The following is a 26,459-nucleotide window of genomic DNA, read 5'->3' as shown; positions in this document are numbered from 1 at the left end:
ACCAATTACAACATACTGAAGAGATTGAGCTGACTGACCATACTGTAGGCCTTATTGGTGATCTGCATTGAGGTCATGTACAGCTGTAAATTGATGGTGGTGGTCGCGGAGTCTGCCGAGTTGAGGTCGGTTTCGACCAGCGAGTTCGACAGGCTCACGTCAGTGTGCGCATCGTCAATCAGCGTCAGGCGATTCTGACGGCCACCGAGATCGGTAAACAGTGCGCCCAGGCTATCGCTGGTGGTCTGGGTCATGTCGATCATCGCGGAGATGTCGTCCTGATAATCCGCATAGCTCAGATTCGGATCCTGCATCTTCTCGCTGAGTTCTTTCAGCTTGTTCAGCATATCAAGATCGTTGCCCGAACCAGAGAACGCCTGCGCGACATTGGTGTTTTCGGTAATCGACACGCCGTTGGCTACGATGGTTTCACGCGAGTTATCGTTACCGCCATACACGTACTGACCGTCCACCAGTTCGACCGCTTTGGTGTTGGTCTTAGTGCCAGAGAACAGATAGCTGCCGCTCTCGTTCTTACTGTTCATCGAGGCGACCAGCGAGTCCAGCATCGACCCCAGCTCCGCGCCGTAGCTCGCCAAATCTTTCTGGCTCAGGGTGCTGTTGTTGGCCAGCTTAAGCTTATCGCTCACCGCCAGCACCTGGTTGCTCATCGCCGTAATATGCGATTCCTGCACCGACAGCTTACCGCTCAGGCTGGTGATGTTGCTTTGGTACTGTTTAATTGCCGACTGTTCACGGTTCAGCTGCACCAGGCGGCTGGCCGTTACCGGATCGTCCGACGGCACGTTAACACGCTTTTGCGTCGACAGCTGTTCCATCAGCTTGGAGACGCGGCTGCTGTTGGCGCCAAGCTGCGCCAGCATCGCGTTTGAGTTATGAAGACCACTAATACGCATAGCTTAATACTCCTGATGACGCTTAAAAAATGCCCAGCAAATCGCTGAAGACCTGGTTTCCAGCAGCAATCACTTTCATGTTCGCCTGATAGGACTGCATGTAAATTTGCAGGTTAATCGCCTCTTCGTCCTGGTTAACCGCGCTCAGGTTATCCCGCTGCTCTTGCGCCTGCTCGCTGACGGACACCGCCGCGTCCATTTCGGTTTTACTCTGTTTACTGGCAATACCAATCGTGGAGATAATCGCCGCCGCCCCTTCGTTGAGGCTCATGTTGCCGAGGCCAGGGATATTGGTTTTCTGGTTTTTCAGCTCGATCAGCAGGTTCAGGTTATCGCCGTTGCCCGGTTCGTCGGGATCGCTGGACAGGGCCAGCTCTTCCGGCTCGAGATCGTTAACCTGCAATATGCCCGCCGGGTTGGACGGATCGAAGGTGAACAGCGGTTTTCCCGCATCGCCGTTCAGGTCATAGCCTTTCGCCAGCTGATCGTTGAACATGTCCGCCACCGCCTGCGCCATGCCCTGAATAGCGTCGCCCATCTGCTTGAGCGTCCCCACTTCATAATCGTACAGCGCGCCCAGCTGACCGCCGGCGGACGGGTTGAGCGAAAACTCACTGGTGGAGAACTTCAGGGTTAACGTCGAATTCCCGTTGCCGTCCGTGCCCACGCTCAGTTGCCCGGCGGTTTTACCGCTGACTAGCGGCTGGCCGTTGCTCAGCGAAACGGTATAGCCGCTGCTGTCATCGCTAACCTTGACCTCTGCCAGCGAACTGAGCTGCTTTACCAGCTCGTCGCGCGCGTCGCGGAGCGTGCTGCTGTTGCCACCGGTGGCGTCCATCTCAACAATTTTCTTGTTGTAGTCGGCAATGCCGCCGCTCAGGGTGTTGATCTGATCAACCATCGCCCCGCGCTGAGTCGTAATGGACTCTTTCTGGCTGGTGACAAAGTTGTTCATGCTATTGAAGCGGGTAGCCAGCGTGTTGGCCTGGTTCAGCAGCTGCTGACGCCGCGCCTGTGATTCTGGCTCCTGGGTCAACTCGCTCAGGGCGCTGACAAAATCATCAAGCCCGGTACCGATGCTGGTTGAGTCGGTGCCGATCACCTTCTCCAGTGCGCTGATGTACTGGTTGCCCATGCTGTAGTAGTTGGACTTGGTGTTGGTCTGCCACACCTGATTCACCAGATACTGACTGGAGATACGGCGGATGCTATCCACCTGCACGCCGCTGCCCGGCGAAATCCCGGCTTCGCCCATCGGGCCAACGGCGCTCTGGATGATCCCCTGACGGCTGTAGCCGGAGGTCAGGTAGTTGGCCGTATTCATCGACGTGACGTTCATGCCCAGCTGGGCTGCCTGCAGACCACTGAAGGCGATATTAATCATACTCATGGCTTACTCCTGCCCTTCGGGTTACGGGAACGACGGGCGTTTTAAGTTCTTGCGGTTGTCCATGTAAAGCGGCCGCTTCCGCCCCATTCTTAAGCGACGCCGTCGTCTGAGGCGACAGCTGGTTGATGATCATCTGCGCGATGCCGGTGCTGCGCTGTGAAGCCAGCTCGGACGCCATCTTGTCATCATAAAAATCACGCATCATTCGCTGCTGCTTGCTGTTGAACGGGTTATCTTCCCCCAGCACATCCGACGCTTTGCGCATCTGCGACAGCATCGATTTCAGCATCAGCGCTTCAAACTGCTCGGCAGCCTGTTCCAGATTCTGCGGCTTGACCTGCCCGGTCATATCGCCGGGCAGAATCGCGGTTTGTCGGTTAATCGCATCCAGCATTACATCACCACCAGTTCAGCATCCAGCGCGCCTGCTTCGTGCAGCGCCTGAAGAATGGCCATGGTATCGTCCGGCGCGGCGCCCAGACTGTTCAGGGTGTTCACGATGCTGCGCAGGCTGGTGCCCGCGGCGATCGTCACCATCTGGCCGCGACCGCGGTTCACGCTGACGTCGCTCTCCGGCGTCACTACCGTCTGGCCGCGACCAAAGGCGTTTGGCTGGCTGACGTTGGACGACTCGCGGATAGTCACGGTCAGATTGCCGTGGGAGACCGCCGCGGCGCGCACAATCACGCCGTCGCCAATCACTACGGTGCCGGTGCGCGCGTTAAACACCACGCGCGGCGGCTGCTTGCCGGCGTTAATCTGCACGTCTTCCAGCGCCGACATAAAGGCCACGCGCGCGCCGGCGCCCATTGGCGCTCGCACCGCCACATTGGTGGCGCTCTGCGCAGTCGCCGTCCCCGCGCCAAAAGCGTTGTTCAGCGCCACGGCAACGGTGTTGGCGGTTTTAAAGCTTGGCCGTTTGAGGTTAAGCATCACCATCGGTTCCTGCTGGAAGTCGCTGGCGATCTCGCGTTCAACGGAGCCGCCGTTCGGCACACGACCCACGGTCGGCGTGTTGATGGTCACGCTTGAGCCGCTGTTGCCTTCGGCCTTAACGCCGCCAACCACTACGTTGCCCTGCGCCAGCGCATAGACTTCACCGTCAGCACCGCGCAGCTGGGTCAGCAGCAGCGTACCGCCACGCAGGCTTTTGGCATCGCCAATGGACGAAACGGTGACATCAATGCTCTGACCCAGCGAGTAGCCCGGCGGCAGCGTGGCGCTGATCGCCACCGCCGCCACGTTTTTAACCTTCGGGTCGATTTTGGCCGGCAGCTGCACGCCAAACTGGCGCAGCATATTGGTGACCGATTGGCTGGTGAACTTCACCTGGTTTTTATCGCCGGTGCCGTCAAGGCCAACCACCAGGCTGTAGCCAATCAGTTGGTTACCACGCACCCCCTGAATATCCACCACGTCACGCAGCGGCTGGGCCACGGCAGACACGCTGAAGAGGCACAGGAAAAACAGTATCCGTTTAAGCATCATGGCCTCCATCACATCGGGAACAGCGGGTGGTTAAAGAAGCGAACCAGCCAGCCCGCGGCGTTCGAATCGCTGAGCGCGCCGCGCCCGGCGTAAGAGATGCGGGCGTTGGCAATACGCTGTGACGATACGGAGTTATCGCGCTCGATATCATCGGCACGCACCAGCCCGGTCACGCGCATATACTCATCGCCCTGGTTGAGGGTGAGCCATTTCTCGCCGCGAATCGCCAGCACGCCGTTAGGCAGCACCTTAAATACCGCGACGGTGATTGCCCCGCGCAGGCTGTTTTGCTGTTGCGACGTGGCGCTGCCGTTGAAGTTACGGCTGCCGTCAACCGAGCCGGACAGCTTATCCACCGAATGACCGAAGGCCTCTGGGATGCCCAGCGAGACATCGTTCTTCTTGCCGAAATTGGTCCGCGCCTGCTTGCTGGCCTGCGTGGATTCATCCAGCTTGACGGTCAGAATATCGCCCACGCGGTAGGCGCGACGGTCCTGAATCAGCGACCAGTTATAGCCGCTGTTGTACACTCCACCGCCGCGTACCGGGGTTTCCGGCATGGCGAAATCTTCCGGCGGCGCATACGCCGCGTCGTCTTTTTGCACCAGCAGCGCCGGGCTTTCACAGCCCGACAGCATCAGCGCCAGCAAAACGACTGCTACCTGCTTTTTCATCTCTTTCACTTCACTGCCCTACCGTTACATCGACTGCGTGACAAACTTCAGCATGTCGTCGGCGGCAGAGACCATTTTGGCGTTCATTTCATAGGCGCGCTGAACGGTGATCATATCGACCATTTCCTCAACGACCTGTACGTTAGAGCCTTCGAGCGACCCTTGTTCCAGCTGGCCAAACGCCTCTTCACCCGGTACGCCTTCTACCGCCTGGCCGCTGGCCGCGGTTTCGAGGTACAGGTTGCCGCCGATGGCTTCCAGACCGGCCGGATTGACGAAGTTCACCAGCGTCAACTGACCCAGCTCAACCGGATCGGCCTCGCCCGCCACGGTGGCGGTAATCGTGCCGTCTTTACCAATCTGCAGGTCTTTGACGTTGTCCGGCAGCTCAATCTGCGGGATCAGCGGCAGGCCCTGGGCATTGGTCAGCACGCCTTCCGGCGTTTTCTGCAGGTTGCCGGCGCGGGTGTAGGCGATATCACCATTGGCGGTTTCGACCTGGAAGAAACCCTGACCGGAGATCGCCACATCAAGGCTCTGCCCGGTATTCTGGATGCTGCCGACGGTGAACTCTTTCTGCGTTCCAACGACCTTAACGCCGGTCCCGTACTGGATGCCGGTCGGAGATACGTTGTTCTGATCCAGCTGGCCGCCCGGCGTGCGCTGATTCTGATAGAACAGATCGGCAAACATCGCGCGGTCGCGTTTAAAACTGGTGGTGTTAACGTTCGCCAGGTTGTTCGAAATGGTGGTCATGCGGGCGTCTTGCGCCGCTAACCCCGTTTTGCTGATCCATAAAGCAGGATTCATTGGTATTCCTTAATCGTATTCTTAAGTGCCGCGAATCAGGCGGTTGCCTGCGGTGGCGAGATCTTCTGCGGCTTTCATCATCTTGATCTGCGCTTCAAACTGACGGTTGAGCGCAATACTGGAGACCATTTCGCCGATGGCCGACACGTTGGCCGCTTCCAGATGCCCAGCGGCCACCGTCACGTCTTCATCGCGTGGGGTAAACGCTGCGTTGCTTACCAGGAAACCCGCGTCGTTTTTGCTCAGCGCACTGGCAGGAATGTTCACCAGTTTCACGCGGTCGATATCCATCGGCGCGGCAATGTCGCCGTCATCCGGCACGATGGTGATCACCCCATCTTCAGCGATGGAGACCGACGAGTACGGCGGCAGCACGATAGGGCCGTTATCGCCTTCCAGCGGCAGCCCGTTGATCGACAGCTCCCCTTCGGCATTGATATCAATCTGGCCGTTGCGGGTATAGACCTCACGGTTGCCGCTGCGCAGCGCAATCAACCCATCGCCTTTTACGGCAATGTCCAGATCGCGGCCGGTTTCCCGTACCGCGCCTGGCGCTAAATCGACGCCGCCCTGAGTGGGCTGCGCCAGGTAGCGGGTGGCATAGCCCTCGCCGCTCACCTGTTGGGTCAACGCGTTGTCGAGATCGCTGCGGAAGCCCTGAGTGTTGACGTTGGCCAGGTTGTTCGCGTGGATCTCCTGCTGCGACAGGCTGCGCGACGCGCCGCTCACCGCGGTGAAAAGTAAGCGATCCATCGATTACACCGCCTGGAACAGCGCGCTCATCATGCTGTCGTTGGTGCTGATAACTTTGGTGTTCGCCTGGTAGTTACGCTGCGCGGTCATCAGGCCCACCAGCTCGGAGGTCAGATCGACGTTGGACGACTCCAGTGCACCGGAAACGATAGAACCCAGCAGGCCGGAACCCGGCGTACCGGTCAGCGGCGCGCCGGAGCTGGCGGTTTGCGCCCAGGTGGTGCCGTCCTGCGACTGCAGACCGTTCGGGTTGGTGAAGTTCGCCAGTACCAGCTGGCCCTGCAGCAGGCGTTCACCGTTGGAGAAGGTGGCGTACACGCTGCCGTCTTCATCGATCGCCTGGCCGGTACGTTCACCGGAGGCGTAGCCGTCGCCTTTGTTTTTGCTGACGGAGAAATCGGAGCCGTACTGGGAGGTGCCGTTGTAGCTCATGTCGATAGTGATGGATTCAGCGCCCGCGATGTCTGCTGTCAGCGGAACGGAACCACTTGGATTGGTGAGGATGCCCTGGCTATTGAAGGTCAGCTTCTGCACCTGATCGACGCCGCCATTGGTCACCGGCTTATCGTCCATGTAGTAATGCACTTCCCACTCATTTTCACCGGTCTTCACAAAATACTGGTTCAGCGTGTGTTCGCGGCCCAGAGAGTCATAAACCTGAGTCGTGTAGGAGTTGTTGTAAGAGGTGTTGTCTTTCGGGTCGAACGGCGAGGTCGCCGGGACTTCCGCGCGCGCATCCAGGTTCGCGGTAAAGTCGATGCTCTCGGTCGCTTTCGCCGGAATAGAACCGCTGCTGATGGTCAGGTTGCTGATGGTCCCCACCTGTAGCGTACCGTTGGCATCAACCGGATACCCTTGCAGGTACATGCCCAGGTTATTGACCAGGTTACCGGCGCTATCGGTGCCGAAGTAACCCGCACGGGTGTAAGCAGTGGTACCCGCGCTATCGCGAACCATAAAGAAACCGTTGCCGTTAATCGCCAGATCCAGCGCGGTGCCGGTGGAAGAGATGCTTCCCCCTTTGGTAATGCTCTGGGTTACCGCTGAAACGCCGACGCCCAGCGGCTGGCTTTCCGCATACAGCGCGGAGAACTCAGCGCGGCCAGACTTGAAGCCCACGGTGCCGGAGTTGGCAATGTTGTTCGAGATAGCGTTCAGCTGTTCGGTAACGGCATTCAGACCGGAAGTTGCAATACTAAAGCTCATAATCGTTCCTGTTTAATTAACTGCCTGATTCACTTCAGGCTTTGTTCTTAGAGGTGTTACCAAACTGGGTAATATTGTTGTAGGCGATTTCACCCAGACCGTTGATGTTCAGTACGGTCGAGCTGCCGTCGAGCGGGATACGCACGTTGTTCACCACGCCGCCGATTTCAACCGGCACGTTCTCTTCGCCGGTATCGGTCACCACGCTCAGGGTATATTTCCCTTCGCTCAGGCCGAGTTCTTCCGGATCGATGTTGAAATCCACCTGTCCGGCTTCCTGTTTGCCCAGCTCGATTTTGTGCTCGACGCCAGCGGAATCTTTGACAATCACCGTCACCACGTTGGCCGCGTGCTCCAGCGTCAGACGACCATCGAGCACGGTTTCACCGTCGCTCTCGATTGAACTGGTCTGTACCATCACGTGCTGCCCGACCAGGTTGCCGGTGGTGAGGGTTTGCAGGTTGTCCATCAGCACAGAGCTGTTGGCCATCAGCTGCGACATGGTTTCCATCGACTGCACCTGGGTCAGCTGCGCCAGCTGGCTGACGTACTCGGTCCCGTCGGTTGGGTTGAGCGGATCCTGGTTCTGGATCTGCGCCACCAACAGCTGCATAAACATGGTGTTCATGCCGGAGGCGGTGCTGTTGCTGGTAATACCATCCGTGGAGCTGGAAGCCCGGCTATTGGCGTAAGAGTTATCAACGTTCATGCTTATACTTCCCCAAGTCGCAGCAGGCTTTGCTGCATGCTTTTTACGCTGTTAAGTACGTCGACGTTGGTTTCAAACCCACGTGACGCTGACATCATGTCCGCCATCTCTTCCACCACGTTGACGTCCGGGTAGTAGACGTAGCCGTCGTCGCTTGCCATCGGGTTGTGCGGCTCGTAGCGCTGCACCGCGTTGCCCGTTTCAATGACGTCCATCACCTGCACGCGCGCGCCGGTGAGCGCGCGGCTGTGCATCAACTCATCGTTTTGATAAACCGCAGCAAACACCGGACGACGCGCTTTATAGGTGCCGTCTTCGGTGGCGGAGGCGGTTTCCGCGTTGGCGAGGTTACTGGCGATGGTGTTAAGACGAACGGTTTGCGCCGTCATCGCCGACCCCGAAACGCGATAGATATCCGAAAAAGCCATATTGCGTGGTTACCTGCGTTGGATTACTTGCCTTCAATGGCCTGCTTGAGACCAGTGAACTTCATGTTTAAAAAGGCCAGGCTCATTTGGTAGTCCTGGGTGTTTTTCGCAAACTCGGCCTGCTCAACGTTCAACGAGACGGTGTTGCCGTCTGAAGAGGGTTGATAGGGCACGCGATACATCTCCTGCGCTGACGTCTGCGTGGAAAAACTCGACCGTGAGCGTTGCATCTCGGAGGCAAAATCAATATCTTTAGCCTGGAAGTTGGGGGTATCAACGTTTGCCAGATTGGCTGAAAGCAGCTCTGCTCGGGAAAGTCGAAGTGCTACAGCCTGTGGATGAACGCCCAATGCTTTGTCAAAAGTAATACTCACAATTCACACCCTCGTGATGCTAAAACCTGCATGATCTGCTCACTCGTATAGCAATATTCATGCCAAGGTTTTAATTACATGATTTATAATGTTTTTGTTCATTTTTTTCGCGCCAGTGTGAAACGGGATTTCCGCTTCCTCACCGGCCTTTTCCTGCTCGCTATCTCCGCCGCGATTCCCGCGTCCGCCGCTGAGCGCCCGACCAGCGCCCGTAAGCAAATCTATGTCGCCGTCCAGCTCCACGCGGCTGATATTGTTCGCCAGGAAGCGAAACGCCGCCGGTGGCCGGAATATCAGGCGAAAATGAACCTGTTTATTCCCTCCGAAGCCTCGCAGTACGCGACCTGCAGCCAGGAACCTGCCGTGTCGATCCCCGGCGGCGACCGTCTCGATCTCAACCGTCTACGTTTTGATGTGCGCTGTGCGGATGCCAACGGCTGGGATATCGCGGTCACCGTCAAACCGGATATCTATCTGCCGGTCGTCGTGGCCGACAGCACCCTCGAACGCGGCCAGCAGATTTCCGCCGACAACCTCACCATTAAAAAACTCAACATCAGCAACACGCGTGGCGACTACCTGACCGATCCGGCAGAGGTTATCGGCCTGACCGTGAAGCGCCGCGTGCGCGACCGCCAGCCGATTACGCTCAACCAACTGGAGTCACCGCTGCTGGTTGAACGTGGCCAGCGAGTGCTGATGGTGGCTGAACAAAATGGCGTCGAGGCCCGTACCATGGGCGAAGCCATGAAAAAGGGGCGTAAGGGCGAGATTATTAAGGTGAAAAACGAGAGTAGCGGTCGCGTGGTCAGCGCCATTGTCGCCGACATCGGCGTGGTAAACATGGTGTACGCCAGCGGGAATTAAAAAACTTCCCGCAACGTTTAAGTTATCTTCCTTAACTGCCGCTCTTTACTGACAACGGCACAGGAAGTCCGACTTCCGCAGGGCAAGGTTCATACGCCACCACCATAAACAATGAGAACGAGGGCGCAGCGATGAAAGTAACCGCACCACAGTACAACCTGACCACCGCAATCAATAAAGCCAGCAGCGCGGAGCAGACCCGCACCGTGGCTCAGGAAGGCACCAGCGTGACGCGCAGCGCCGCGATTGATCCGGTTCTGGGCGATGCGCAAACGCAGCTGAGCACGCTGCCAGAAGTCGACATGGCGCGCGTCGCCGAAATGAAAGAAGCCATCAGCAGCGGCAAAATCAGCGTCAATATTGATTCGCTGACCGATGCGATGCAGAAGTATTTTCAGAGGTAATTTATGACTAACGCAGCCCAACGCGTTAAAGCACTGATTCAGGACATGACCGAAGACCGTAAACGCTATCATGCCCTGACCGCACTACTTGAAAAGCAGCGCCACCACATTGTTGCCCGCGACGCCGCGTCGCTCGACGTCATCAACGAGCAGATTATGGCGCTGTACCAGCAGCTGTCGCAAAGCAGCCAGCAGCGCTACCAGATTCTCGGCCAGTTAGGGATTGACCCGAGCACCGAAGGCCTGAAAACGCTGATCGCCCGCCTGCCCGCCGCCCATCAGCCTTCTGTTTCCGCCCTCTGGCAAAGCCTTCAGCAGCAGGCTGCTGATTGCCGGATCGCCAACGACTACAACGGGGCGTTGATGAGTATGCAGCAAGATATTCTGGGTAATTTGCTGAATACCAGTGAGCCGGAGAATTGGTTGTATCAGCAGGGGTAGGGTTAACAAACATTTCATCCTGGCAAATAACTTGCCAGGTATAATATTTTCATGATTAACTCCAAGCTTCACCATTATGTATAATACCCCATAGCGGTGCAATGCCATGTTCAAATTGGTATATTAATGACAATATTAACTTTATGTTATAATTGGCAACTTCATTATGCTGAGTAATCATTTTTGATTTACTTAAAATGAAATTAAAGTTCTTATAATCTTTAAACCCATCTAAATTTTGGAGTATTTCAACCGGATACTGATGGTCGTCAGGGGATGAAAATAAGTATATATTCCCATCCTTTTTTTTGGCACTGCGAATTATTCCAGACAATTTATTGTTAAGAATATCAATGTGTTCACTACGGAATTCCCCCATCATGACTTTACCAATATCCTCCCAATAACCCCCCTCACAAACATAGCTCCCAATGTTAAATTGGGGCACTATAGAAATAATATTATTAATATTATGCTTAATGCCGTAATACATCGCCATACTACCGCCTTTTGAAGCACCAATAATCGACGAGCTTGTGCATTTAAGAAAATCTATCACCCCTAAAATCAGACTACTAACGTTCTCCTCAATATCAAAGGACATATTATTACAAAGATAGTAAGCAGGTAACTTATCAAAATCATCTTTAATCCATAAAATATGAGAATCGCAATGTAATAATACATTTTCAAAGTCATAGACTGTCGGATCCGGTACATTGAATCCCGACATAACGATTAATAAATGCTTACAATCCCGTTCTGCCGTTTTAAAGCGATAATGCACCGGAAAATTATCGTTTGGTAGAAAAATGCGATCATGAATCATGAAATTAACCTTTCAAGCCATCTTTTTTGATATCAATAACCACACCTGTGCTTTGCATTGCTAAAACAGCAAGACTTTTTGAGGCGACATCTCTTGGTGTCAATAGTGTATCAATTGGCTCCAGGCCAAAATTTGATTTCCGCATTGGAGTTGCGGTGCGCTCTGGATTTATACAATTGACACGTACACTCTCCTGAATCCATTCTTCCGATAATGCTTGCGTTAAATTCACGACAGCTGCTTTTGCTGAGGAATATAAAGCGTAAAAAGCTCTTCCACGCGTATATGAACTAGAAGCAAAATTAAGTAACATACCATTTTTACGAGCAAGCGTGTCTTTTGCCGCTATTGCGACATTAACAACACCGAGGTAATTAACATTAACTAATAGGGAAACTTCTTCCATTGTTAATTTATCAAGCGGTTTTTTAATGAGCACACCGGAAGTATTGATAACATAATCAATATCACCATGCTCATCTACGATATCTTTCAAATAACTTTTTACACAACTTAAATTAGTCACATCAACATTATTATGAGAGCGACTTGCAATATAAACTTTAGCTCCATATAAAGTTGCGATGTTCATCATTTCTTGACCAATGCCACTCGAACCACCGAAGATCACAATATTCTTATGCCGTAAAAAACTGAGATCTGTCGGAGAACTGGCAGAGGACTGACTTCTTTCCTGTAATAATTTTTCTGCTAGAAACAAATCAATAGGGTGTGTGATTTTTATATTGTCTTCATGCCCATCAACAGTCATTACACGTATCGCAGGAAGCATTGCACGAAGCACGCTACAATCGCAGGTAAAATTAACTTTACCTGATATCATGGCTTTCTCATAAGCCTGACGTATCGTTGCCAGATGAAATGCCTGTGGTGTTTGCCCTCGACGCATTACGGAACGATTAGGAATGTTAGAAATGCAACCGTCATCCTGTACTTCGACAAGAGTGTCGGCAGAATTAATAACCACATCAACAGCCTTAAAATTATTTAATGCCTGTATGCATTTCTGAATAATAGACTCATCAACCAACGGTCTAACTGCATCATGAAATAATACCTTACATTCCTCATCATAATCTATAATTGATTGCAAAGCAGAGTATGAAGAATAAAATCTTTCATTTCCCCCATGCACAACTTTGCTAACTTTCTGCCAATTGTTTTTCCGGACGTAATTCCAGATCAGTTCGCTATAGTCACTTTGTGAAACAACGATAATTTCATGAATATGTGACGATTTTTCAAAGCAATCAATCGTATATTCGATAATCGCTTTTCCAGCCAACTTAGAAAACTGTTTCGGTTGAATTTGACCGAAACGGGTACCGACACCACCAGAAAGAATTATGGCAATATTTTTCATTAAATGAGACCTTCCATTATTATAATCATCCTGAAACCACAATATTCATACACTTCCTTCACCACGTAATGAATTATGAATAATATTGGCAATTTTTTCTCCCGCTGTTGTATCATCAATACAAAGCTCTTCACGTAAAATAACCTCACGTGCTGATTTCATCGGATCCAGGTTATTGACCACATTATTTACAAAACGATGGATATCTTCTTCCTGCCATGCAACATCATAGTTTTTATATATAAAATCAGCCGTTTTATTCAAACCGTGACAATTTTCGTGAGTTAAATAAAGTATCGGTTTTTTCGACGGGAGATATTCAAGTAAAAAGGAACCCGCATCTGCAATAAGTGCATCCGATTTAGCAAACGATTCCTGATAAGTTGGGCTAAAGTCCCAAGTTACATTATTTCTGGTCGCAGAAATTCTGACCAATCGCTCGTAATTGTCGCGAGCAATCTGACTGGCTTCATGAATCCACTGTTTGAATAAAGGATGTGGTCGAATAATGAGATGAATATCATCCCGCATCATCAACTCAATAAAAACATTACAATAGATATTAAATGTAGTATACATTTTAACATCACCAGGCAGGACAAAATGAGTTGTCCACAGAAAAGTTTTCACCTGATTTTTTTCTCCCATGCGCGCAACTGACTGATAACGACTCTCGTAATAGTCAAATTTAGGGTGGCCTGTAACATAAACGTGTTTATTACCAGCCTGACATTGAACGGCGAACTCATCTTTATGGCGCTGAGAGCGAGCAAATACCCAAGTTGCAATATTTTGGCATAAGAGATTGTACTGATAGATCATACTTTCTTCGCCAATACCAGTATCTAGTGCATAGGGAATATAAGCAATTTTCACCCCACGCCGATAAAGATAATCACTTCGGAAGGCTTCAGGACGGGCTTCATCGTATGGATTCTGAAGAAAAACGACATCAGGTCTGCGGTTTTCTAATAAGTAATCTTCAAAACCAACATACTTTATACACCTATCTTTGAGTATCTTTCGTTGAATATCACCATTGATATCTGTCGCATGCCAATTAAGATAAGGAACAACAATTACCTGACAATCAAATGCTGGATTATTAAGCATAGCCTGAATGACTGACTCAAAATTAGTCCAACCCGATGGCCACTGGAAATAAAAATCAACTTTTATAGGCCCGGTCGTCGGGTTATTGAATTGTTCTGGAGTTGTTATCTGATGGAGCGGTTTATTAAACAGCGATTGATAATCAACCTCAACCTCTTCAATATCACTTTTATCAGGTAACTGGTAACCACTATTAGGAAATATACCTAACCATAAATCTTCTTGCATGCAGGAATGCCAGTTCACATCAAGAGCGTATTCTTGCTTACTTCCACCCTGTAGTAATGCGAAAACGCCTGAACGATAATTATGAATCAACTTGTCATAATAAGAAGCGTTGACAATATAAGCACATGCACACCAGGCTTTATCCACTCTAACAAGATAATCTACACTCTTTAATGGTGTCACCTGTTGATAATTAGCAGCTAAAAAAGCCACATGCCAACTAATATTATTAAGTGTTTTAAAATAACGATTCACATTTTCGAAATTTTCCTCCGTCTCAGAGAAGGAGAAGTCATCTTCAAGAATTAGCACTCTTTGCCATTTGTTTTGCTGTGCCATTTCTAAAGCGGCAATGTGCGAAAGTGAGCAACCAATATATCCAGGGCTATGCTCAACCGCATCTAATCGGAAAACCTTATCCTTAGGCACACCTATTTTTTTGAGATGTTTTACAATTCGTACCCGACGATCTTTCCGCCTGTCTAGATTGATAAAAATAACTTTATCAATGATATTCCAATCAATAGTGGTCATAGTATTTTATGAAAAATAATAATCAAAAAAACAGGATGAAAAAATACCGCTGATATAAGCGGTATCTTCAGGTCAGCTGCATTCACAATTACAGCAGCGACAGCCCGCACAGCAAACTATAATCCGCCGTATTCCCCGCTTCGGCGACAAACGGATTTTTCTGCTGCCAGCCGCGCAGCGCACTTACCAGCAGCGCGACATCGTCCTGGGTCAGTTCCTTCTGCTCGGCGCGAATGACGCACAGCATTTTGATGTGGAAAAACTGCCGCGCGAGGCCGAGCAGCGCTTCGCCGTAATTGGTGCAGCCTACGCCGGGGAAAATATCGCTATACAGCTGATAAATGAGGATATTGCGCAGCGTATGCGGCTGTTCGTCAAACAGCGCGATCGTGGGCCATGCCGAATCCAGCGCCTGCTGACGCTCTGCCAGACGTGCGGGCTGCATAATCGCCAGTTCGCTCAGCTTCAGCGACATTCCCATTTTCTCCACCATCGGCAGATTCAGGTTCAGGCGCATCGCCCCCATCTCTTTAAGTTCCGCCGCACGGTTCTCAATGATGGGCGGCAACATAGCAAACTGCTGCGCCAGTACACCCTGTTCCGCCAGCGTGGCCAACTGCGCCCCCATGTCGACCAGTAGCGCCGGATCGCTTTCGCCGTTATCCAGATGCTGCTGTGCTTTGCTAAGCAGTATGCCGATGGCATACAGGCTCTCTTCCAGCGTCAGCGCCGGATGCACCGCCAGGTTGATACACTGCTGGTTAAGCGCTTCGCTCCACGCCGAAAGTAACTCTTCACTCTGCGGCGCGGCCTTTGAGGTATGCAGCACGAAGGCCTCCGGGTTGAACAGCATCTCTTTTGCCGCCGTTTCACAGCCAATATCCAGCGTTTCACGCTGCTGGTTTTTCAGCTTTACGCTGATGTGCGGCCACGCCTGTTCGGCATTCTGGCACGCCGGACAGGCACACGACGTCTCCCGCGCATCGAAGCGTGCAACGAATTCAGGTTGGTAATGTTCAATCAGTTCCATGTGTGTTCTCTTTGGTCGTCTCGGCTTCACGATGTTTACGGAAAAACCAGTGCGTACAGTCGATCAGCTCACCCGTTTTCGGGTCTGGATGATGCTGCAAGAAAGCAAAGCTCGGGCTAAAGCCCAGCCACAGCGGCGTCTGCTGCTGCAGATTTTGCCAACAGTGATCCAGACTGAGCGCTTGCTGGTAGGTCTCCAGCAGCGTGTCGTAATAGTTGGCATTCACGGCATAGGCGCACGCGCAGCCCGCTTTGTAAATTCGCGCCACGCCCTGCATGGTCCGCGTGGGCACGAAGCGTTCATAGCGCCCGCCCAGCAGCAGCACCTGCCAATCCAGCAGTTCCAGGCCGTTGAGCAGTTTGTTGATGTTGTTCACCGCGTTTTCTTTTTTCACAAACCGCAGTTCGGCATCCAGCAGCACCACGTTCTTCCAGCCCTGCTGTTTAGCGTGCGCCACAATCTGGTAGTGGGTCTGCCGCGCGGCGACATCGCTCGACTCGGCCTGCACTTTCGCCACCGGCCAGATTTGATCGGCCTGGACGCCAAGCGCCAGCAGCGCCTCACAGCGTTCGGGAAGCATCTCCTCCTGCTGCGTTTCGTAAATCACGGCAACCTTCTCAAACACCGACCAGTTCACCAGCGTGTTGAGCGGCGCGGTGCTCAGGCGACGGTAATGCGCCAGCAGGTTGGGGTCGTGGACGAAATCTTCAAGCGTCAGATCCACCGCTGTGGAGCTGTCCATGATGTAGTCTTTATCGAAGGTATTACTGCTGTGCGAAATGCAAAGAATGCTCTGCTTCGGGTCAATCTGCTGCACCGGCGTCGTAAAACGGTTCAGGAAGGCATACTCTTCTGCCCGGGTAGCATCATCGTCATAACGGTTTTTCTTCAGCAGATTACGGTGATAGCCAAAAGTACCGTTCAGCGCATGGTGCGCGCCGAAAGGGTGCGTCAGGTAGATTTTGTCCAGGTGGCTGTACCAGATGTAGATCTGGTCGCAACCGGAGAACAGCGCGTGATGACTCTGCATCTGCGTCACCTGATGGGAAATTTTATTCGGCGGATAATAGTCGTCATCATCAAAACAGAGGATGTACTCGCCCTTCGCCAGCGCGTTAAGCCGGTTGCGTTTATGGCCCAGCACCAATCGCTCCGGGCTATGGATATAGCGTACGTTCGGCGTCGCCGGGTCGCTCATCATCTCGATAAGATCGGCGTTACTGGTCGGAGAATCGTCGAGAATAATCAGCTCGCGCTTGTCCGCCGGGTAGTCCTGGTACTGCCAGATATAGAGCAGATAGGGCAGAAACTCGCGGCGGTTATAGGTCGGGCAGACGACACTGACAAATGGCGTTGTTTGCGGCTGCGGGCGCTGCTGGCGAGCGAGCAGCGCGGACATCAGGTTTGGTTTATTGGCGGTCTTCATCACAATTATCGTTGGCGCGCGGCGGCCAGCTGCTGACGCAGCCAGCACTGGGTAGAAACAGAATCAGTCATTTTTTGCTCCCGACGGCTCATTTCCATGCGTTGGTCGCTGCGTTTGGCGTCCAGTACCAGCTCGAGGCTCTTTTCGCGCTTCGCCTCAGCCAGTAGATTGCCCTGAATTTTTTGCGCTTCGAGGTTAGCCAGCGCCTGCTCTTGCTTCTGCCAGTCGATAACACGTTGAATATTGTGCTTATATTTCGACTGGTTAATCATCATCACGGCGCTATTGACGCTCTGCTCCGCCAGCCCGGAGGCCAGCGAGGTCAGCGCATCAATATTCTTCTCAAAGCGCTGGCAGACCTGCTTTTGCGAGGCCAGCTTCGAACTGAGATCATCAACCGCGCGCGTGCGCATCAGATGAAGCTGTTCCAGCGTAGAAATCAGTTTATTCATCGTGCATTACCCTGCTTGCGCCAGCGTACGCAGATCGTTAACGGTCGAATCCATTAACGCCGCGTCCTGAACTTCCTGTTGTAAGAACTGCGTGATGGCCGGGGAGAGACGGACGGCTCTATCAGCCAGTGGGTCTGCGCCAGCAACGTACCCCCCCAGCGGAATTAACGGCTTAATGCTCTGGTATTCGGCATACAGCTGCTTAAGCGTGCGCGCGGCGAGCTGATGTTCGCGGGCGGTAACCTGGCTCATGCAACGGCTGATCGACTGACCGATATCGATGGCCGGATAGTGTCCTGCTTCCGCCAGATGGCGCGACAGCACGATATGGCCGTCAAGCACCGCACGCGCGCAGTCGACGATCGGATCCTGCTGATCGTCGCCCTCCGCCAGCACGGTGTAGATCGCGGTCATCGATCCGCAGCTTTCGCTGTTGCCGGCGCTCTCCACCAGACGGGGGATCATACTGAACGCCGACGGCGGATAGCCTTTGGTGGCGGGAGGTTCGCCGAGTGATAGCGCAATCTCACGCTGCGCCATGGCGTAGCGGGTCAGCGAGTCGACCAGCAGTAGCACGTCTTTGCCTTTATCGCGGTAATAGCTGGCGATGGTGTGACACAGCTCGGTGGCCTTGATACGCATCAGCGGCGATTCGTCCGCCGGGGCGGCGACAATCACCGACTTCGCCAGCCCTTCGGCCTGTAGCGAGTTCTCGATAAACTCTTTCACCTCACGGCCACGTTCGCCGATCAGCCCCACCACCACCACTTCGGCCTGGGTGTAGCGGGTAATCATGCCGAGCAGCACGCTTTTGCCCACGCCGCTGCCCGCCATCAGCCCCACGCGCTGGCCTTTGCCGATGGTCAGCAGGCCGTTAATGGCGCGGACGCCAACGTCCAGCGGCGCCTCCACCGGCTGGCGTTTCAGCGGGTGAACTTGCGGTAGCTGCTGCGGCAGCAGCGTGTCGCCGCCGAGTTTGCCTTTGTCATCCAGCGGTTCGCCAAGGCCGTTAACCACCCGCCCCAGCCACTGGTCGCCAATCATCACGCCTTCGCTTTTTCCGGCGGGAAACACGCGCGCGCCGGCAATCAGGCCGGAAGGCTGCTTGAACGGCATCAGGTAGGTGACTTCGCGGTCAAAGCCCACCACCTGCGCTTCCATCATCTCGTGCTCGATGCTTTCGACGTGGCACAGCTGGCCAATCGCCAGACGACAGCCAACGCACTCCAGCAAAATACCGTTGACGCGGACCAGACGTCCGGCGACACGCGCCAGATCGATCTGTTCAATGGAGCGCAGCGCCTGTTCGAAATCAAGACTGCTCATGCGCGGCTTCCGGCAACAGGTTGTCCTTCAGCACCGACACGCACTGGTCGAGGCGGTGCTGACAGCCAACGTCCATCTCGGTGGTATCGGTAATCACACGGCATTCGCCCAGCTCCAGCGCCGGATCGGCAACCAGCCCCCACTCGCGGGTCTTTTCCGGCTCCGCTTCGCTGATGCGGCGGAATTCTTCAGCATTGAGCATCACGCGAATTTGCTCCGGCGGCTGCGGCAGGCTGGTCACCGCCTCTTCCACCAGCGCCAGCAGCTGCGTCGGGTGCAATGCCAGCTCGCAGCGAATCACCTGACGGGTGACTTTCTCCACCAGCTGTAGCAGCTCTTCGCGACGACGCTGTTCATAACCGTCAAGGAAACGCTGGACGTCGGCGGTGATGCGCTCAAACGGCGCCGCCGCGTCCAGGAACTGCTGGCGAGCCTGCTGTTTACCTTCGGCGAGCCCTTTACGCATCCCGTCATCAAAGCCCAGACGCATGCCTTCCTGATAGCCTTCCTCTTTGCCTTCTGCCATCCCCTGCGCGAAGCCCTGATTCACGCCCTCGCGGAAACCTTCCTCCAGCTGCTGCTGATACGCAGCCGGATCCGGCGCGGCAACCGACTGGTCGTCCATCGGCGCGTCAGGCGTCGCCCAGCGTTTACGCAACGGCGGGAATTTATGCAGCTGCGGTTTCGCGGTGGCATGGCGGTTGGCGCTCAGCGATAAGCTGCGTTTTTTGAACATGGTTTATTCCACCGTCTGTTCTGCGAACAGCTGTACCTGAATCTCACCCTCTTCCACCAGCTGGCGCAGGGTCTGCATAATCTCTTTACGCACCTGCTCGATACGGCTGACCGGCACCGGCCCCAGGCGTGTGGTGGTGCTTTGCAGCAGGGTCACCTGGCGCTTCGGCATGACGTTGAAGATCGCCTGGCGCAGCACCGGTTCGGTGCCCTTCAGCGCCACGGCCCATTCATCGATCGGCACTTCATCCATCAGGCGTTGCAGGGTCATCGGGGTCTGGCGGCTGAGGATGTAGAACTCATACATCTCATCCTGCAGATCGTCGACCACGCTCTCGTCACGTTCGCGCAGCTGCTCCAGCAGCTCCTGCTGGTTGCTGGGGATACGGTTGACGATATTCGCGGCGTGCTTGATACCGGCGACCTTCGAGCCGTGCTCGGAGAGCACCGCGATGCCACGGTCAATCAGACGATCCAACTCGTCGATCACGTCGCGGTTAACGTCATCCAGACGCGCAATGCGGTAGATGATTTCGTCCTGACGTTCACTCGGCAGCACGCTCAGTACGCTGGCTGCAATATCCGGCGGCAGGAAGGCGAGGAACACCGCCTGCAATTGCAGGTGCTCTTGCTCAATCAGCGCCGCCAGCTGCGGAATATCCACCCATTGCAGGCGCGCCATGCGATAGCGAATCTCATCACCGTAGATGCCGTTAATCACGCTGCGGGCAATTTCGCCGCCCAGCGCTTTTTCCAGAATGCTCCGCAGGTAATAACGCGATGCGCCGTTGATACCACTCTGCTCACGGTAGTCGGAGAAGAAGTTGTTCATCGCCTGACGCGCGTGGTTAACCTTCACATCATGCAGACGCGCCATGGTTTCGCTCAGCAGCACAACCTCTTCACGGTTCAACTTCTGCATCACCTGCGCCGCGGCTTCTTCTCCCACGCTCATCAGCAGGATGGCCGCCTGTTCCAGACGGCTGCGGCTACCTGAATTACTATTCCGATTTGCTGTTGCTTCGGTCATTGCTGTTAATCCACTGTTTCAGTACTTCCGCTACGCGCTCCGTCTCGCTCTGGGCCAGAACCTGGAGATACTCCACCTTGGTTTCCAGGCCGGAACTTTGCGGCGGCAGCAGATCGTCGTTGTTGTTAAAAGCGGTGCTCGGCAGCGCGGTGAGATTGTCATCCTGAGCTTCGGACTCATCGGTCAACAGGCCGCGTTCGTTCTGTTCAACCTCGTTCACCAGACGCTCGCGACGTCCCAGACGCTGGGCCAGCGGACGGACGCCAAACAGCAGCGTGAGCAAGGCCAGCAGGCCAATCCCGCCATTTTGCCCCCAGTACTGCATATCCGGGTCTTTCCACCATTTCTGGTTCAGCATGCTGTCGGTTGCCGGCGCGGTGAAGGCAAGCACGTCCAACGTCAGCGCGTCGCCACGTTCTTTATCAATACCGGCGGCGCTCTCCACCAGACGGGTGATCGACGTCAGCTGCGTGGGGGTAATATTGGCCAGCGCAGGCGCGGACTGGTTCAACGCCACGGCGACGCTCAATTTCTCCAGCTTGTAGCCGGGATGGCGGATATGGCGGATGTCGCGATCGAACGCGTATTTACGCTGCTCCTGGCTACGGCTGGAGAGGGAACGCGGGTCGCTGGTGTTGTTAGCAGCGGTGTTAGCCGCCGGAGCCGCATCGCCCGCCGCCTGTGCGGCAGCAGCCTGCGGGTTCTGGTTCACCGGGCGGTTGCTTAGCGAGCCGGGAATCCCGAACGCCATTTCGTTGGTGGTGTTCTCCTGGCTTAGCTGCTCATCGCTGACGCGCGGATCTTTGCCCAGACGTTCCTGAGTCTCTTCCACACGGCTTAAGTCCACGGTCGGCGCAACGCTGATGCGGTAGTTGCCCGCGCCCACCAGGGAGGTCAGCAGGCTGGCGATATTCTTGCTGGTATCTTCGCGGATACGCTGCATGACATCGTCGCCCAGGCGTTTACCGGCGATGCTGCCGTCCGGCCCGGCCACGCCATCAGACAGCAGATTGCCCGCCTGATCGACCACGCGTACGCTCTCGGCGGACATACCCGGTACGGAACCGGACACCAGTTGCACAATCGAGGCCACCTGCTGTTCATCCAGCTGTCGGCCATAGCGCAGTTGCACTACAACCGAGGCGCTGCTGTTCGGCTTATTGGTCAGCACAAACGAGCTGGACTCGCTCAGCCCAAGATGAACGCGCGCGGTTTCTACCGGGTCCAGCGCCATGATGCTTTTCGCCAGCTCGCCTTCCAGGCTGCGCTTGTAGCGCACGTTCTGGATAAACTGACTGCTACCGAGCATCTCTTCTTTATCCATCAGCTCATAGCCGTCCGGCGTTGCCGCGCTGATGCCTTTGGCCGCCAGCGCCATACGCGCCTGGGACAGTTTGTTTTCGGTCACCAGCACCTGGCCGTTATCCGGATTAATGCGGTAGGCAATGTTTTCCGCGCCCAGTACGTCCACGACCTGCGCGACCGGCACCTGCTCCTGCGCGCCGTACAGCGCGACGTAGCCCTGATTGTGATTCCACAGCGACGCAATGATGGCGATCGCCAGCACCACGCCACCGGCAATCACCAGCAGTTTCGGATTGTTGATGCCAGCGGGGAGGGAGACGGCAGGGAGACGATCTTTGATTTTGTTTAACACGGTACAGACCTTACAGCGAAATATTCATCACTTCGTCGAGCGCGCTGTTGAGCTTGTTGCGCACCTGCATCATCGCCGAGAAGGCCACGCTGGCTTTCTGGCTCTCAATCATCGCGCCGGCTAAGTCGTCGCTCTGACCCATATCAATTGCGGTCTGTTTGGCGCTGGCGCTGTGCTGTAGCGCGTCCACGTTGTCGATGGCGTTATTTAACACGCGGGAAAAAGAGACCGAGTCGGTGCTGGCAAACGCGCTGTTCGCCGGGGCAATCGTCTGTGCGGTGTTGACCGAGCCGGCGGAAGCCAGCATGGCCGTTTGCTGCATACGGTCCAGCAGCGCCTGGTGCGCGGTGTTAATACCTGCGGCGGCAATCTTGTCCATTATTTCTTCCTTCCTGGCCTCAGGAATAACATTCAATATCAATGCCTTCGTCGCGCATTGACGCAAGGCGGTAACGCAGAGCGCGTGGGGTAATGCCTAAAAACTCCGCGGTCTTGGATTTATTGCCTTTATGGCGTTTGAGCAGATCGATAATGTACTGGTACTCCGCCAGACGTCCGTGCAGCTTCACGTCGCGGATGGCAGAACTGCCGGTATCCTGCTCGCGGTAAGCAGGCATGACGCCCACCGACGGGGTTTCCGGCAGCGGCACGCGCGCCACCAGACCAAAGTCGGCGGCTTTAATTTCATCGCCGTTGCCCAGAATCATGCCGCGCTGGATAACGTTCTCCAGCTCACGCACATTGCCCGGCCAGTCATAGCCGAGCAGCGCGTTGCGCGCATCGTCGCTCAGGCGCACGTCGCCTTTGTGGAAGGCGCGGTATTTGGCAATAAAGCGCTGCACCAGCGGCAGGATGTCCTGCTTGCGCTCGCGCAGCGGTGTGATGTGAATAGGCACCACGGAAATACGGTAAAACAGATCCTGACGGAAACGGCCTTCGGCAATTTCCTGTTGTAAGTCTTTATTGGTAGAGGCAATCAGTCGAATATCCAGCGGAATACGTTTATGGCTACCCAGGCGTTCAACTTCCTGCTCCTGTAATACCCGTAATAATTTCGCCTGTAATGACAGCGGCATATCGCCAATTTCATCCAGCAGCAGCGTACCGCCGTTTGCCTGCTCAAATTTACCGGCTACACTCGCCACCGCGCCGGTAAATGCACCTTTCTCATAACCAAATAAAATCGCTTCCAGCATACTTTCTGGAATAGCGGCGCAGTTAACCCCGACGTACGGGGCTTCACTGCCGCAGGCATGCTCGTGGATATATTTAGCGACACACTCCTTGCCCGTTCCTGTCTCACCAGTCACCAGGACTGATACATTATATTTAGCAACGCGGCGAGCTAATGAGATTACGCCCACGCTGGCAGGAGAAACGGCAACAAAACCTTCTCCGTGACGGTCTTCACGTTCAATGATAATGCTCATTTTGGATTACCAGTAAAAAAGAACAAATAAGGATAATGCGCTAAACCTTTATTAAACGTGCGCTGCAATCACCTTGCTACATAGAAGATTAAAAGCGTTTTTATAATGTTAATAAAGATTAAAGACTGCGGTATTTTCATGGGGAAAGAATCCTTCCGTGAAAATATGCTGCCTAGTATACGCATGGTGTAGGAATTGTCTTATTTTTAATGAATATTAAAACATTAATCTATTTTTTTCATGCACTTACAGAAGTTATTAATCAAGCAACATGCGGAAAAATAATGGATTAATAACCGCTATCCACTTGCAATAAATGATTCAGAAAGGTCTAATTTGCACCCTGAATAAAAGGCAGTTGAGTCATCGTCTGACGACGAACCTTCGATGTTGACCTAAAGCGTCACAACATCTTAAAAACTCAAATGCTTCCAGGAAAAATTTTCGCGACCGTTATCGATAATCGTTAACGGCGCCTTATTGTCTCACCAGGACACGTTATCAAACCGGAATAATCATGTACCCTGCTTCACAGCGAATCAGAATCCATCAGCAGGATAATCTTCCTGAACTGGTAAAACTGGATGTCAGCAAACTCGGTCGCCCATGGCATAAGCTACCTAAGGTAATGAACGATAGCTTTGACATTCTTGACGCGCGCCTGAGTATTTATTTTCTGAAGAAGCTTCGGGTTAATGCCGCGTTAGAATCGATGACTTTCGCGATCGACCAGAATTATAAAAATGCGCAAATATTCTCAACACGTTATGGGAATATTGCGTTTGTGATCGATCGTATATTATTACTAAACATCCTCCATGATTATTACGGGCTGAGTAAAGACAGCAGCCATATTGAACCGGATGAGTCACTCCCGATCACCAAAACGGAAGAACGCCTCAAAAGCAAACTGGGTCAGGAACTGACCTCGCTGGTTATTTGCAAAGAGACATTTGGCGAAGACCTGGAAATTAAAGTCGATTATTCCACGGTCATTAACCAATGGGCATGGTGCATCACTTTCACCCTGGAAGGTTACAGCCACGGTAGCTTTACCATCCTGCTGGACAATCCACACATTGACCAGATGCTGGCGGCGCTACGCTCTCCGGATCACAGCACCAGCGGCGTGGAAAAGAGCGTCAGCCTGAGCCCCGCGCAGATCGAACGCCTGTTCGATAGTCTGCCGCTGAAGCTGGATGGCCGTCTGGCCAGCCTGAACCTGACCGTCGCTCAAATCGCTGACATCAAACCAGGCGACATCATCCCGATCGCGATCAATGACCCTTTACCGGTGTTTATCGGTAAAGAACAGATTTTTGAAGCCACTATTGCCGAAGATCGCAGCAAGCTTTTCTTATGCGATATCCACGACAAGACAACCGAGAAGCCTTATGAGTGATTTACAACAAGAGCTGAGCCAGTCTCTGGATCTGGACGACCTGAACCTCAGCGACATGACCCATGATGAAACCATTGAGGGGAATATCCGCCTCGATTTACAGCCGGAGACGCGTAATGCGCCACTGACCGACGTGCGCCGCATGGCGCTGTTCAGCCGTATTCCGGTGACCCTGACGCTGGAAGTGTCCTCGGTGAACATCTCGCTGGCTGAACTGATGGCAGTGAACTGCGACTCGGTGATTGAGCTGGACAAAATGGCGGGTGAACCGCTGGATATTAAGGTCAATGGTATCGCGTTCGGCAAGGCCGAAGTCGTGGTGCTTAATGATAAATATGGCCTGCGCATCATCGAATTTAATGCCAAAGAACTGGGTGAGCTGACCCGATGAACCGCGCGTTATACCGTGGCTGCGTCCCGCTGCTGCTACTCATTGGTTTGCTGTTCGCCCAGCCCGTTCTGGCGGCGAACGGCGACATCACGCTCTTTAGCACGACCGCTAACGGCGCGGGCCAGGATTACAACGTCAAAATTGAAATCCTGATCCTGATGACCCTGCTCGGCCTGCTGCCGATCATGGTGCTGATGATGACCTGCTTTACCCGCTTTATCATCGTGCTGGCGATTCTGCGCCAGGCGCTTGGGTTACAGCAGAGTCCGCCAAACAAAATCCTCACCGGCATCGCGCTGGCGCTCACTCTGCTGGTGATGCGACCGGTATGGACCACCGTGTATAACGACGCGATTGAGCCCTTCCAGAACGACCAGATCACCCTCAAGCAGGCGCTGGTGAATGCTGAAGCGCCGCTGAAAAAATACATGCTGGCGCAGACCAACAATAAAGCGATGGCGCAAATCATGACCATCGCCGGCATTGAAGGCGACGCCCGCGAGCAGGATCTGACCATCGTCACCCCGGCGTATCTGCTGAGCGAGCTGAAAACCGCCTTCCAGATAGGCTTTATGATTTACATCCCGTTCCTGGTCATCGACCTGATTGTCGCCAGCATTTTGATGGCAATGGGGATGATGATGCTGTCGCCGCTGATCGTCTCGCTGCCGTTTAAGCTGATGCTGTTCGTGCTGTGCGACGGCTGGACGCTGATTGTCGGCACCCTAACCGCCAGCGTGCAAGGACTGTAGCGATGATGAACATGGACACCGCCGGTGACATCATGGCCTCCGGCATTCACCTCGTCCTGCTGATTTCCGCCGTGGCGATTGTCCCCAGCCTGCTGGTCGGCCTGTGCGTGAGTATTTTCCAGGCTACCACCCAGATTAACGAACAGACCCTCAGCTTCCTGCCGCGTCTGGTCGTCACGCTCGGGGTACTGATTTTCGCCGGGAAGTGGATGCTGACGCAGCTGGTCGATTTTACCGTCCAGATTTTCCATCAGGCGGCGGCGCTGGTGGGTTAAACCA

Annotated in this window: 30 protein-coding genes; 7 read left to right on the top strand and 23 right to left on the bottom strand. The window is 53.9% G+C overall.

Annotated elements, in window-relative coordinates; all coding sequences use genetic code 11:
* Window positions 1–5: 5 nt before the first annotated feature.
* Genes flgL through flgB form a run of 11 tightly spaced genes read right to left on the bottom strand, consistent with a single transcriptional unit; the run spans window position 6 to window position 8,749 of the window.
* Entirely contained in the window at window positions 6–917 is a 912-nt protein-coding gene (gene flgL / locus GY169_RS00750) for a flagellar hook-associated protein FlgL (protein WP_167574759.1), read from the bottom strand.
* Window positions 918–939: 22 nt separating this feature from the next.
* On the bottom strand, window positions 940–2,307 hold the full coding sequence (gene flgK / locus GY169_RS00745) for a flagellar hook-associated protein FlgK (protein WP_167574758.1): 1,368 nt from the start codon (window positions 2,305–2,307) through the stop codon (window positions 940–942).
* Entirely contained in the window at window positions 2,294–2,701 is a 408-nt protein-coding gene (locus GY169_RS00740) for a rod-binding protein (RefSeq protein WP_167574757.1), read from the bottom strand. The genes flgK and GY169_RS00740 overlap by 14 nt, the downstream gene beginning before the upstream one ends.
* On the bottom strand, window positions 2,701–3,804 hold the full coding sequence (locus GY169_RS00735) for a flagellar basal body P-ring protein FlgI (protein WP_411908135.1): 1,104 nt from the start codon (window positions 3,802–3,804) through the stop codon (window positions 2,701–2,703). Before GY169_RS00735 ends, GY169_RS00740 begins: the two co-directional genes overlap by 1 nt.
* Entirely contained in the window at window positions 3,804–4,469 is a 666-nt protein-coding gene (gene flgH / locus GY169_RS00730) for a flagellar basal body L-ring protein FlgH (RefSeq protein WP_167574756.1), read from the bottom strand. The genes GY169_RS00735 and flgH overlap by 1 nt, the downstream gene beginning before the upstream one ends.
* A 24-nt stretch (window positions 4,470–4,493) precedes the next feature.
* On the bottom strand, window positions 4,494–5,279 hold the full coding sequence (gene flgG, locus GY169_RS00725; protein WP_167574755.1) for a flagellar basal-body rod protein FlgG: 786 nt from the start codon (window positions 5,277–5,279) through the stop codon (window positions 4,494–4,496).
* Between the two features lie 21 nt (window positions 5,280–5,300).
* The gene (locus GY169_RS00720) at window positions 5,301–6,032 is read right to left on the bottom strand and encodes a flagellar basal body rod protein FlgF (protein WP_167574754.1); all 732 of its coding nucleotides are present in this window, start codon (window positions 6,030–6,032) and stop codon (window positions 5,301–5,303) included.
* Window positions 6,033–6,035: 3 nt separating this feature from the next.
* Entirely contained in the window at window positions 6,036–7,238 is a 1,203-nt protein-coding gene (gene flgE / locus GY169_RS00715) for a flagellar hook protein FlgE (RefSeq protein WP_167574753.1), read from the bottom strand.
* Window positions 7,239–7,272: 34 nt separating this feature from the next.
* The gene (gene flgD / locus GY169_RS00710; protein WP_167574752.1) at window positions 7,273–7,947 is read right to left on the bottom strand and encodes a flagellar hook assembly protein FlgD; all 675 of its coding nucleotides are present in this window, start codon (window positions 7,945–7,947) and stop codon (window positions 7,273–7,275) included.
* 2 nt (window positions 7,948–7,949) lie between these two features.
* Window positions 7,950–8,375, bottom strand: a complete 426-nt coding sequence (flgC, locus tag GY169_RS00705) for a flagellar basal body rod protein FlgC (RefSeq protein ID WP_167574751.1) — start codon at window positions 8,373–8,375, stop codon at window positions 7,950–7,952.
* 23 nt (window positions 8,376–8,398) lie between these two features.
* Complete coding sequence (gene flgB, locus GY169_RS00700) at window positions 8,399–8,749, bottom strand: flagellar basal body rod protein FlgB (protein ID WP_167574750.1); 351 nt, start codon at window positions 8,747–8,749, stop codon at window positions 8,399–8,401.
* A gap of 78 nt (window positions 8,750–8,827) precedes the next feature.
* Here flgB and flgA point away from each other — a divergent pair, with 78 nt between their 5' ends.
* Genes flgA through GY169_RS00685 form a run of 3 tightly spaced genes read left to right on the top strand, consistent with a single transcriptional unit; the run spans window position 8,828 to window position 10,461 of the window.
* The gene (gene flgA / locus GY169_RS00695) at window positions 8,828–9,616 is read left to right on the top strand and encodes a flagellar basal body P-ring formation chaperone FlgA (RefSeq protein ID WP_167574749.1); all 789 of its coding nucleotides are present in this window, start codon (window positions 8,828–8,830) and stop codon (window positions 9,614–9,616) included.
* Window positions 9,617–9,651: 35 nt separating this feature from the next.
* Window positions 9,652–10,020, top strand: a complete 369-nt coding sequence (gene flgM, locus GY169_RS00690; protein ID WP_317983360.1) for a flagellar biosynthesis anti-sigma factor FlgM — start codon at window positions 9,652–9,654, stop codon at window positions 10,018–10,020.
* Between the two features lie 3 nt (window positions 10,021–10,023).
* Window positions 10,024–10,461 carry a flagellar protein FlgN gene (locus tag GY169_RS00685; RefSeq protein ID WP_167574747.1) on the top strand — a complete coding sequence of 146 codons (438 nt, stop codon included), beginning with the start codon at window positions 10,024–10,026 and terminating at the stop codon, window positions 10,459–10,461.
* Between the two features lie 55 nt (window positions 10,462–10,516).
* Here GY169_RS00685 and GY169_RS00680 read toward each other — a convergent pair whose 3' ends face one another.
* From GY169_RS00680 to GY169_RS00625, 12 genes are all read right to left on the bottom strand, one after another.
* Window positions 10,517–11,290: a hypothetical protein gene (locus GY169_RS00680; RefSeq protein ID WP_167574746.1), complete on the bottom strand. Its 774-nt coding sequence runs from the start codon at window positions 11,288–11,290 to the stop codon at window positions 10,517–10,519.
* Between the two features lie 4 nt (window positions 11,291–11,294).
* On the bottom strand, window positions 11,295–12,674 hold the full coding sequence (locus GY169_RS00675; RefSeq protein WP_167574745.1) for a bifunctional cytidylyltransferase/SDR family oxidoreductase: 1,380 nt from the start codon (window positions 12,672–12,674) through the stop codon (window positions 11,295–11,297).
* 45 nt (window positions 12,675–12,719) lie between these two features.
* Window positions 12,720–14,549 carry a glycosyltransferase family 25 protein gene (locus GY169_RS00670; RefSeq protein WP_167574744.1) on the bottom strand — a complete coding sequence of 610 codons (1,830 nt, stop codon included), beginning with the start codon at window positions 14,547–14,549 and terminating at the stop codon, window positions 12,720–12,722.
* Between the two features lie 88 nt (window positions 14,550–14,637).
* A complete protein-coding gene (locus tag GY169_RS00665; protein WP_167574743.1) occupies window positions 14,638–15,579 on the bottom strand; it encodes a hypothetical protein in 942 nt (313 codons plus the stop codon).
* Window positions 15,566–17,005 carry a glycosyltransferase family 2 protein gene (locus GY169_RS00660; protein ID WP_167574742.1) on the bottom strand — a complete coding sequence of 480 codons (1,440 nt, stop codon included), beginning with the start codon at window positions 17,003–17,005 and terminating at the stop codon, window positions 15,566–15,568. The genes GY169_RS00665 and GY169_RS00660 overlap by 14 nt, the downstream gene beginning before the upstream one ends.
* A gap of 5 nt (window positions 17,006–17,010) precedes the next feature.
* Complete coding sequence (fliJ, locus tag GY169_RS00655; protein ID WP_167574741.1) at window positions 17,011–17,457, bottom strand: flagellar export protein FliJ; 447 nt, start codon at window positions 17,455–17,457, stop codon at window positions 17,011–17,013.
* A gap of 6 nt (window positions 17,458–17,463) precedes the next feature.
* A complete protein-coding gene (fliI, locus tag GY169_RS00650) occupies window positions 17,464–18,783 on the bottom strand; it encodes a flagellar protein export ATPase FliI (protein WP_167574740.1) in 1,320 nt (439 codons plus the stop codon).
* Entirely contained in the window at window positions 18,770–19,519 is a 750-nt protein-coding gene (fliH, locus tag GY169_RS00645) for a flagellar assembly protein FliH (protein ID WP_167574739.1), read from the bottom strand. The genes fliI and fliH overlap by 14 nt, the downstream gene beginning before the upstream one ends.
* Window positions 19,520–19,522: 3 nt before the next feature.
* Complete coding sequence (locus GY169_RS00640; RefSeq protein WP_167574738.1) at window positions 19,523–20,548, bottom strand: flagellar motor switch protein FliG; 1,026 nt, start codon at window positions 20,546–20,548, stop codon at window positions 19,523–19,525.
* A complete protein-coding gene (gene fliF / locus GY169_RS00635) occupies window positions 20,520–22,205 on the bottom strand; it encodes a flagellar basal-body MS-ring/collar protein FliF (protein WP_167574737.1) in 1,686 nt (561 codons plus the stop codon). The genes GY169_RS00640 and fliF overlap by 29 nt, the downstream gene beginning before the upstream one ends.
* A gap of 10 nt (window positions 22,206–22,215) precedes the next feature.
* Window positions 22,216–22,584, bottom strand: coding sequence for a flagellar hook-basal body complex protein FliE (gene fliE, locus GY169_RS00630; RefSeq protein ID WP_167574736.1), 369 nt, complete (start codon window positions 22,582–22,584; stop codon window positions 22,216–22,218).
* 19 nt (window positions 22,585–22,603) lie between these two features.
* Window positions 22,604–23,635 carry a sigma-54 interaction domain-containing protein gene (locus tag GY169_RS00625; RefSeq protein WP_167574735.1) on the bottom strand — a complete coding sequence of 344 codons (1,032 nt, stop codon included), beginning with the start codon at window positions 23,633–23,635 and terminating at the stop codon, window positions 22,604–22,606.
* A gap of 517 nt (window positions 23,636–24,152) precedes the next feature.
* Here GY169_RS00625 and GY169_RS00620 point away from each other — a divergent pair.
* Genes GY169_RS00620 through fliQ form a run of 4 tightly spaced genes read left to right on the top strand, consistent with a single transcriptional unit; the run spans window position 24,153 to window position 26,455 of the window.
* Window positions 24,153–25,037, top strand: a complete 885-nt coding sequence (locus GY169_RS00620; RefSeq protein WP_167574734.1) for a FliM/FliN family flagellar motor switch protein — start codon at window positions 24,153–24,155, stop codon at window positions 25,035–25,037.
* Complete coding sequence (fliN, locus tag GY169_RS00615) at window positions 25,030–25,428, top strand: flagellar motor switch protein FliN (RefSeq protein ID WP_167574733.1); 399 nt, start codon at window positions 25,030–25,032, stop codon at window positions 25,426–25,428. The genes GY169_RS00620 and fliN overlap by 8 nt, the downstream gene beginning before the upstream one ends.
* On the top strand, window positions 25,425–26,180 hold the full coding sequence (fliP, locus tag GY169_RS00610; RefSeq protein ID WP_167574732.1) for a flagellar type III secretion system pore protein FliP: 756 nt from the start codon (window positions 25,425–25,427) through the stop codon (window positions 26,178–26,180). Before fliN ends, fliP begins: the two co-directional genes overlap by 4 nt.
* A gap of 2 nt (window positions 26,181–26,182) precedes the next feature.
* A complete protein-coding gene (gene fliQ, locus GY169_RS00605) occupies window positions 26,183–26,455 on the top strand; it encodes a flagellar biosynthesis protein FliQ (RefSeq protein WP_167574731.1) in 273 nt (90 codons plus the stop codon).
* Window positions 26,456–26,459 lie beyond the last annotated feature (4 nt).

The organism is Kluyvera genomosp. 3 (assembly GCF_011765685.1).
GTDB lineage: Bacteria > Pseudomonadota > Gammaproteobacteria > Enterobacterales > Enterobacteriaceae > Kluyvera > Kluyvera georgiana_A.
This window is presented reverse-complemented; position numbering and strand designations above follow the sequence as displayed.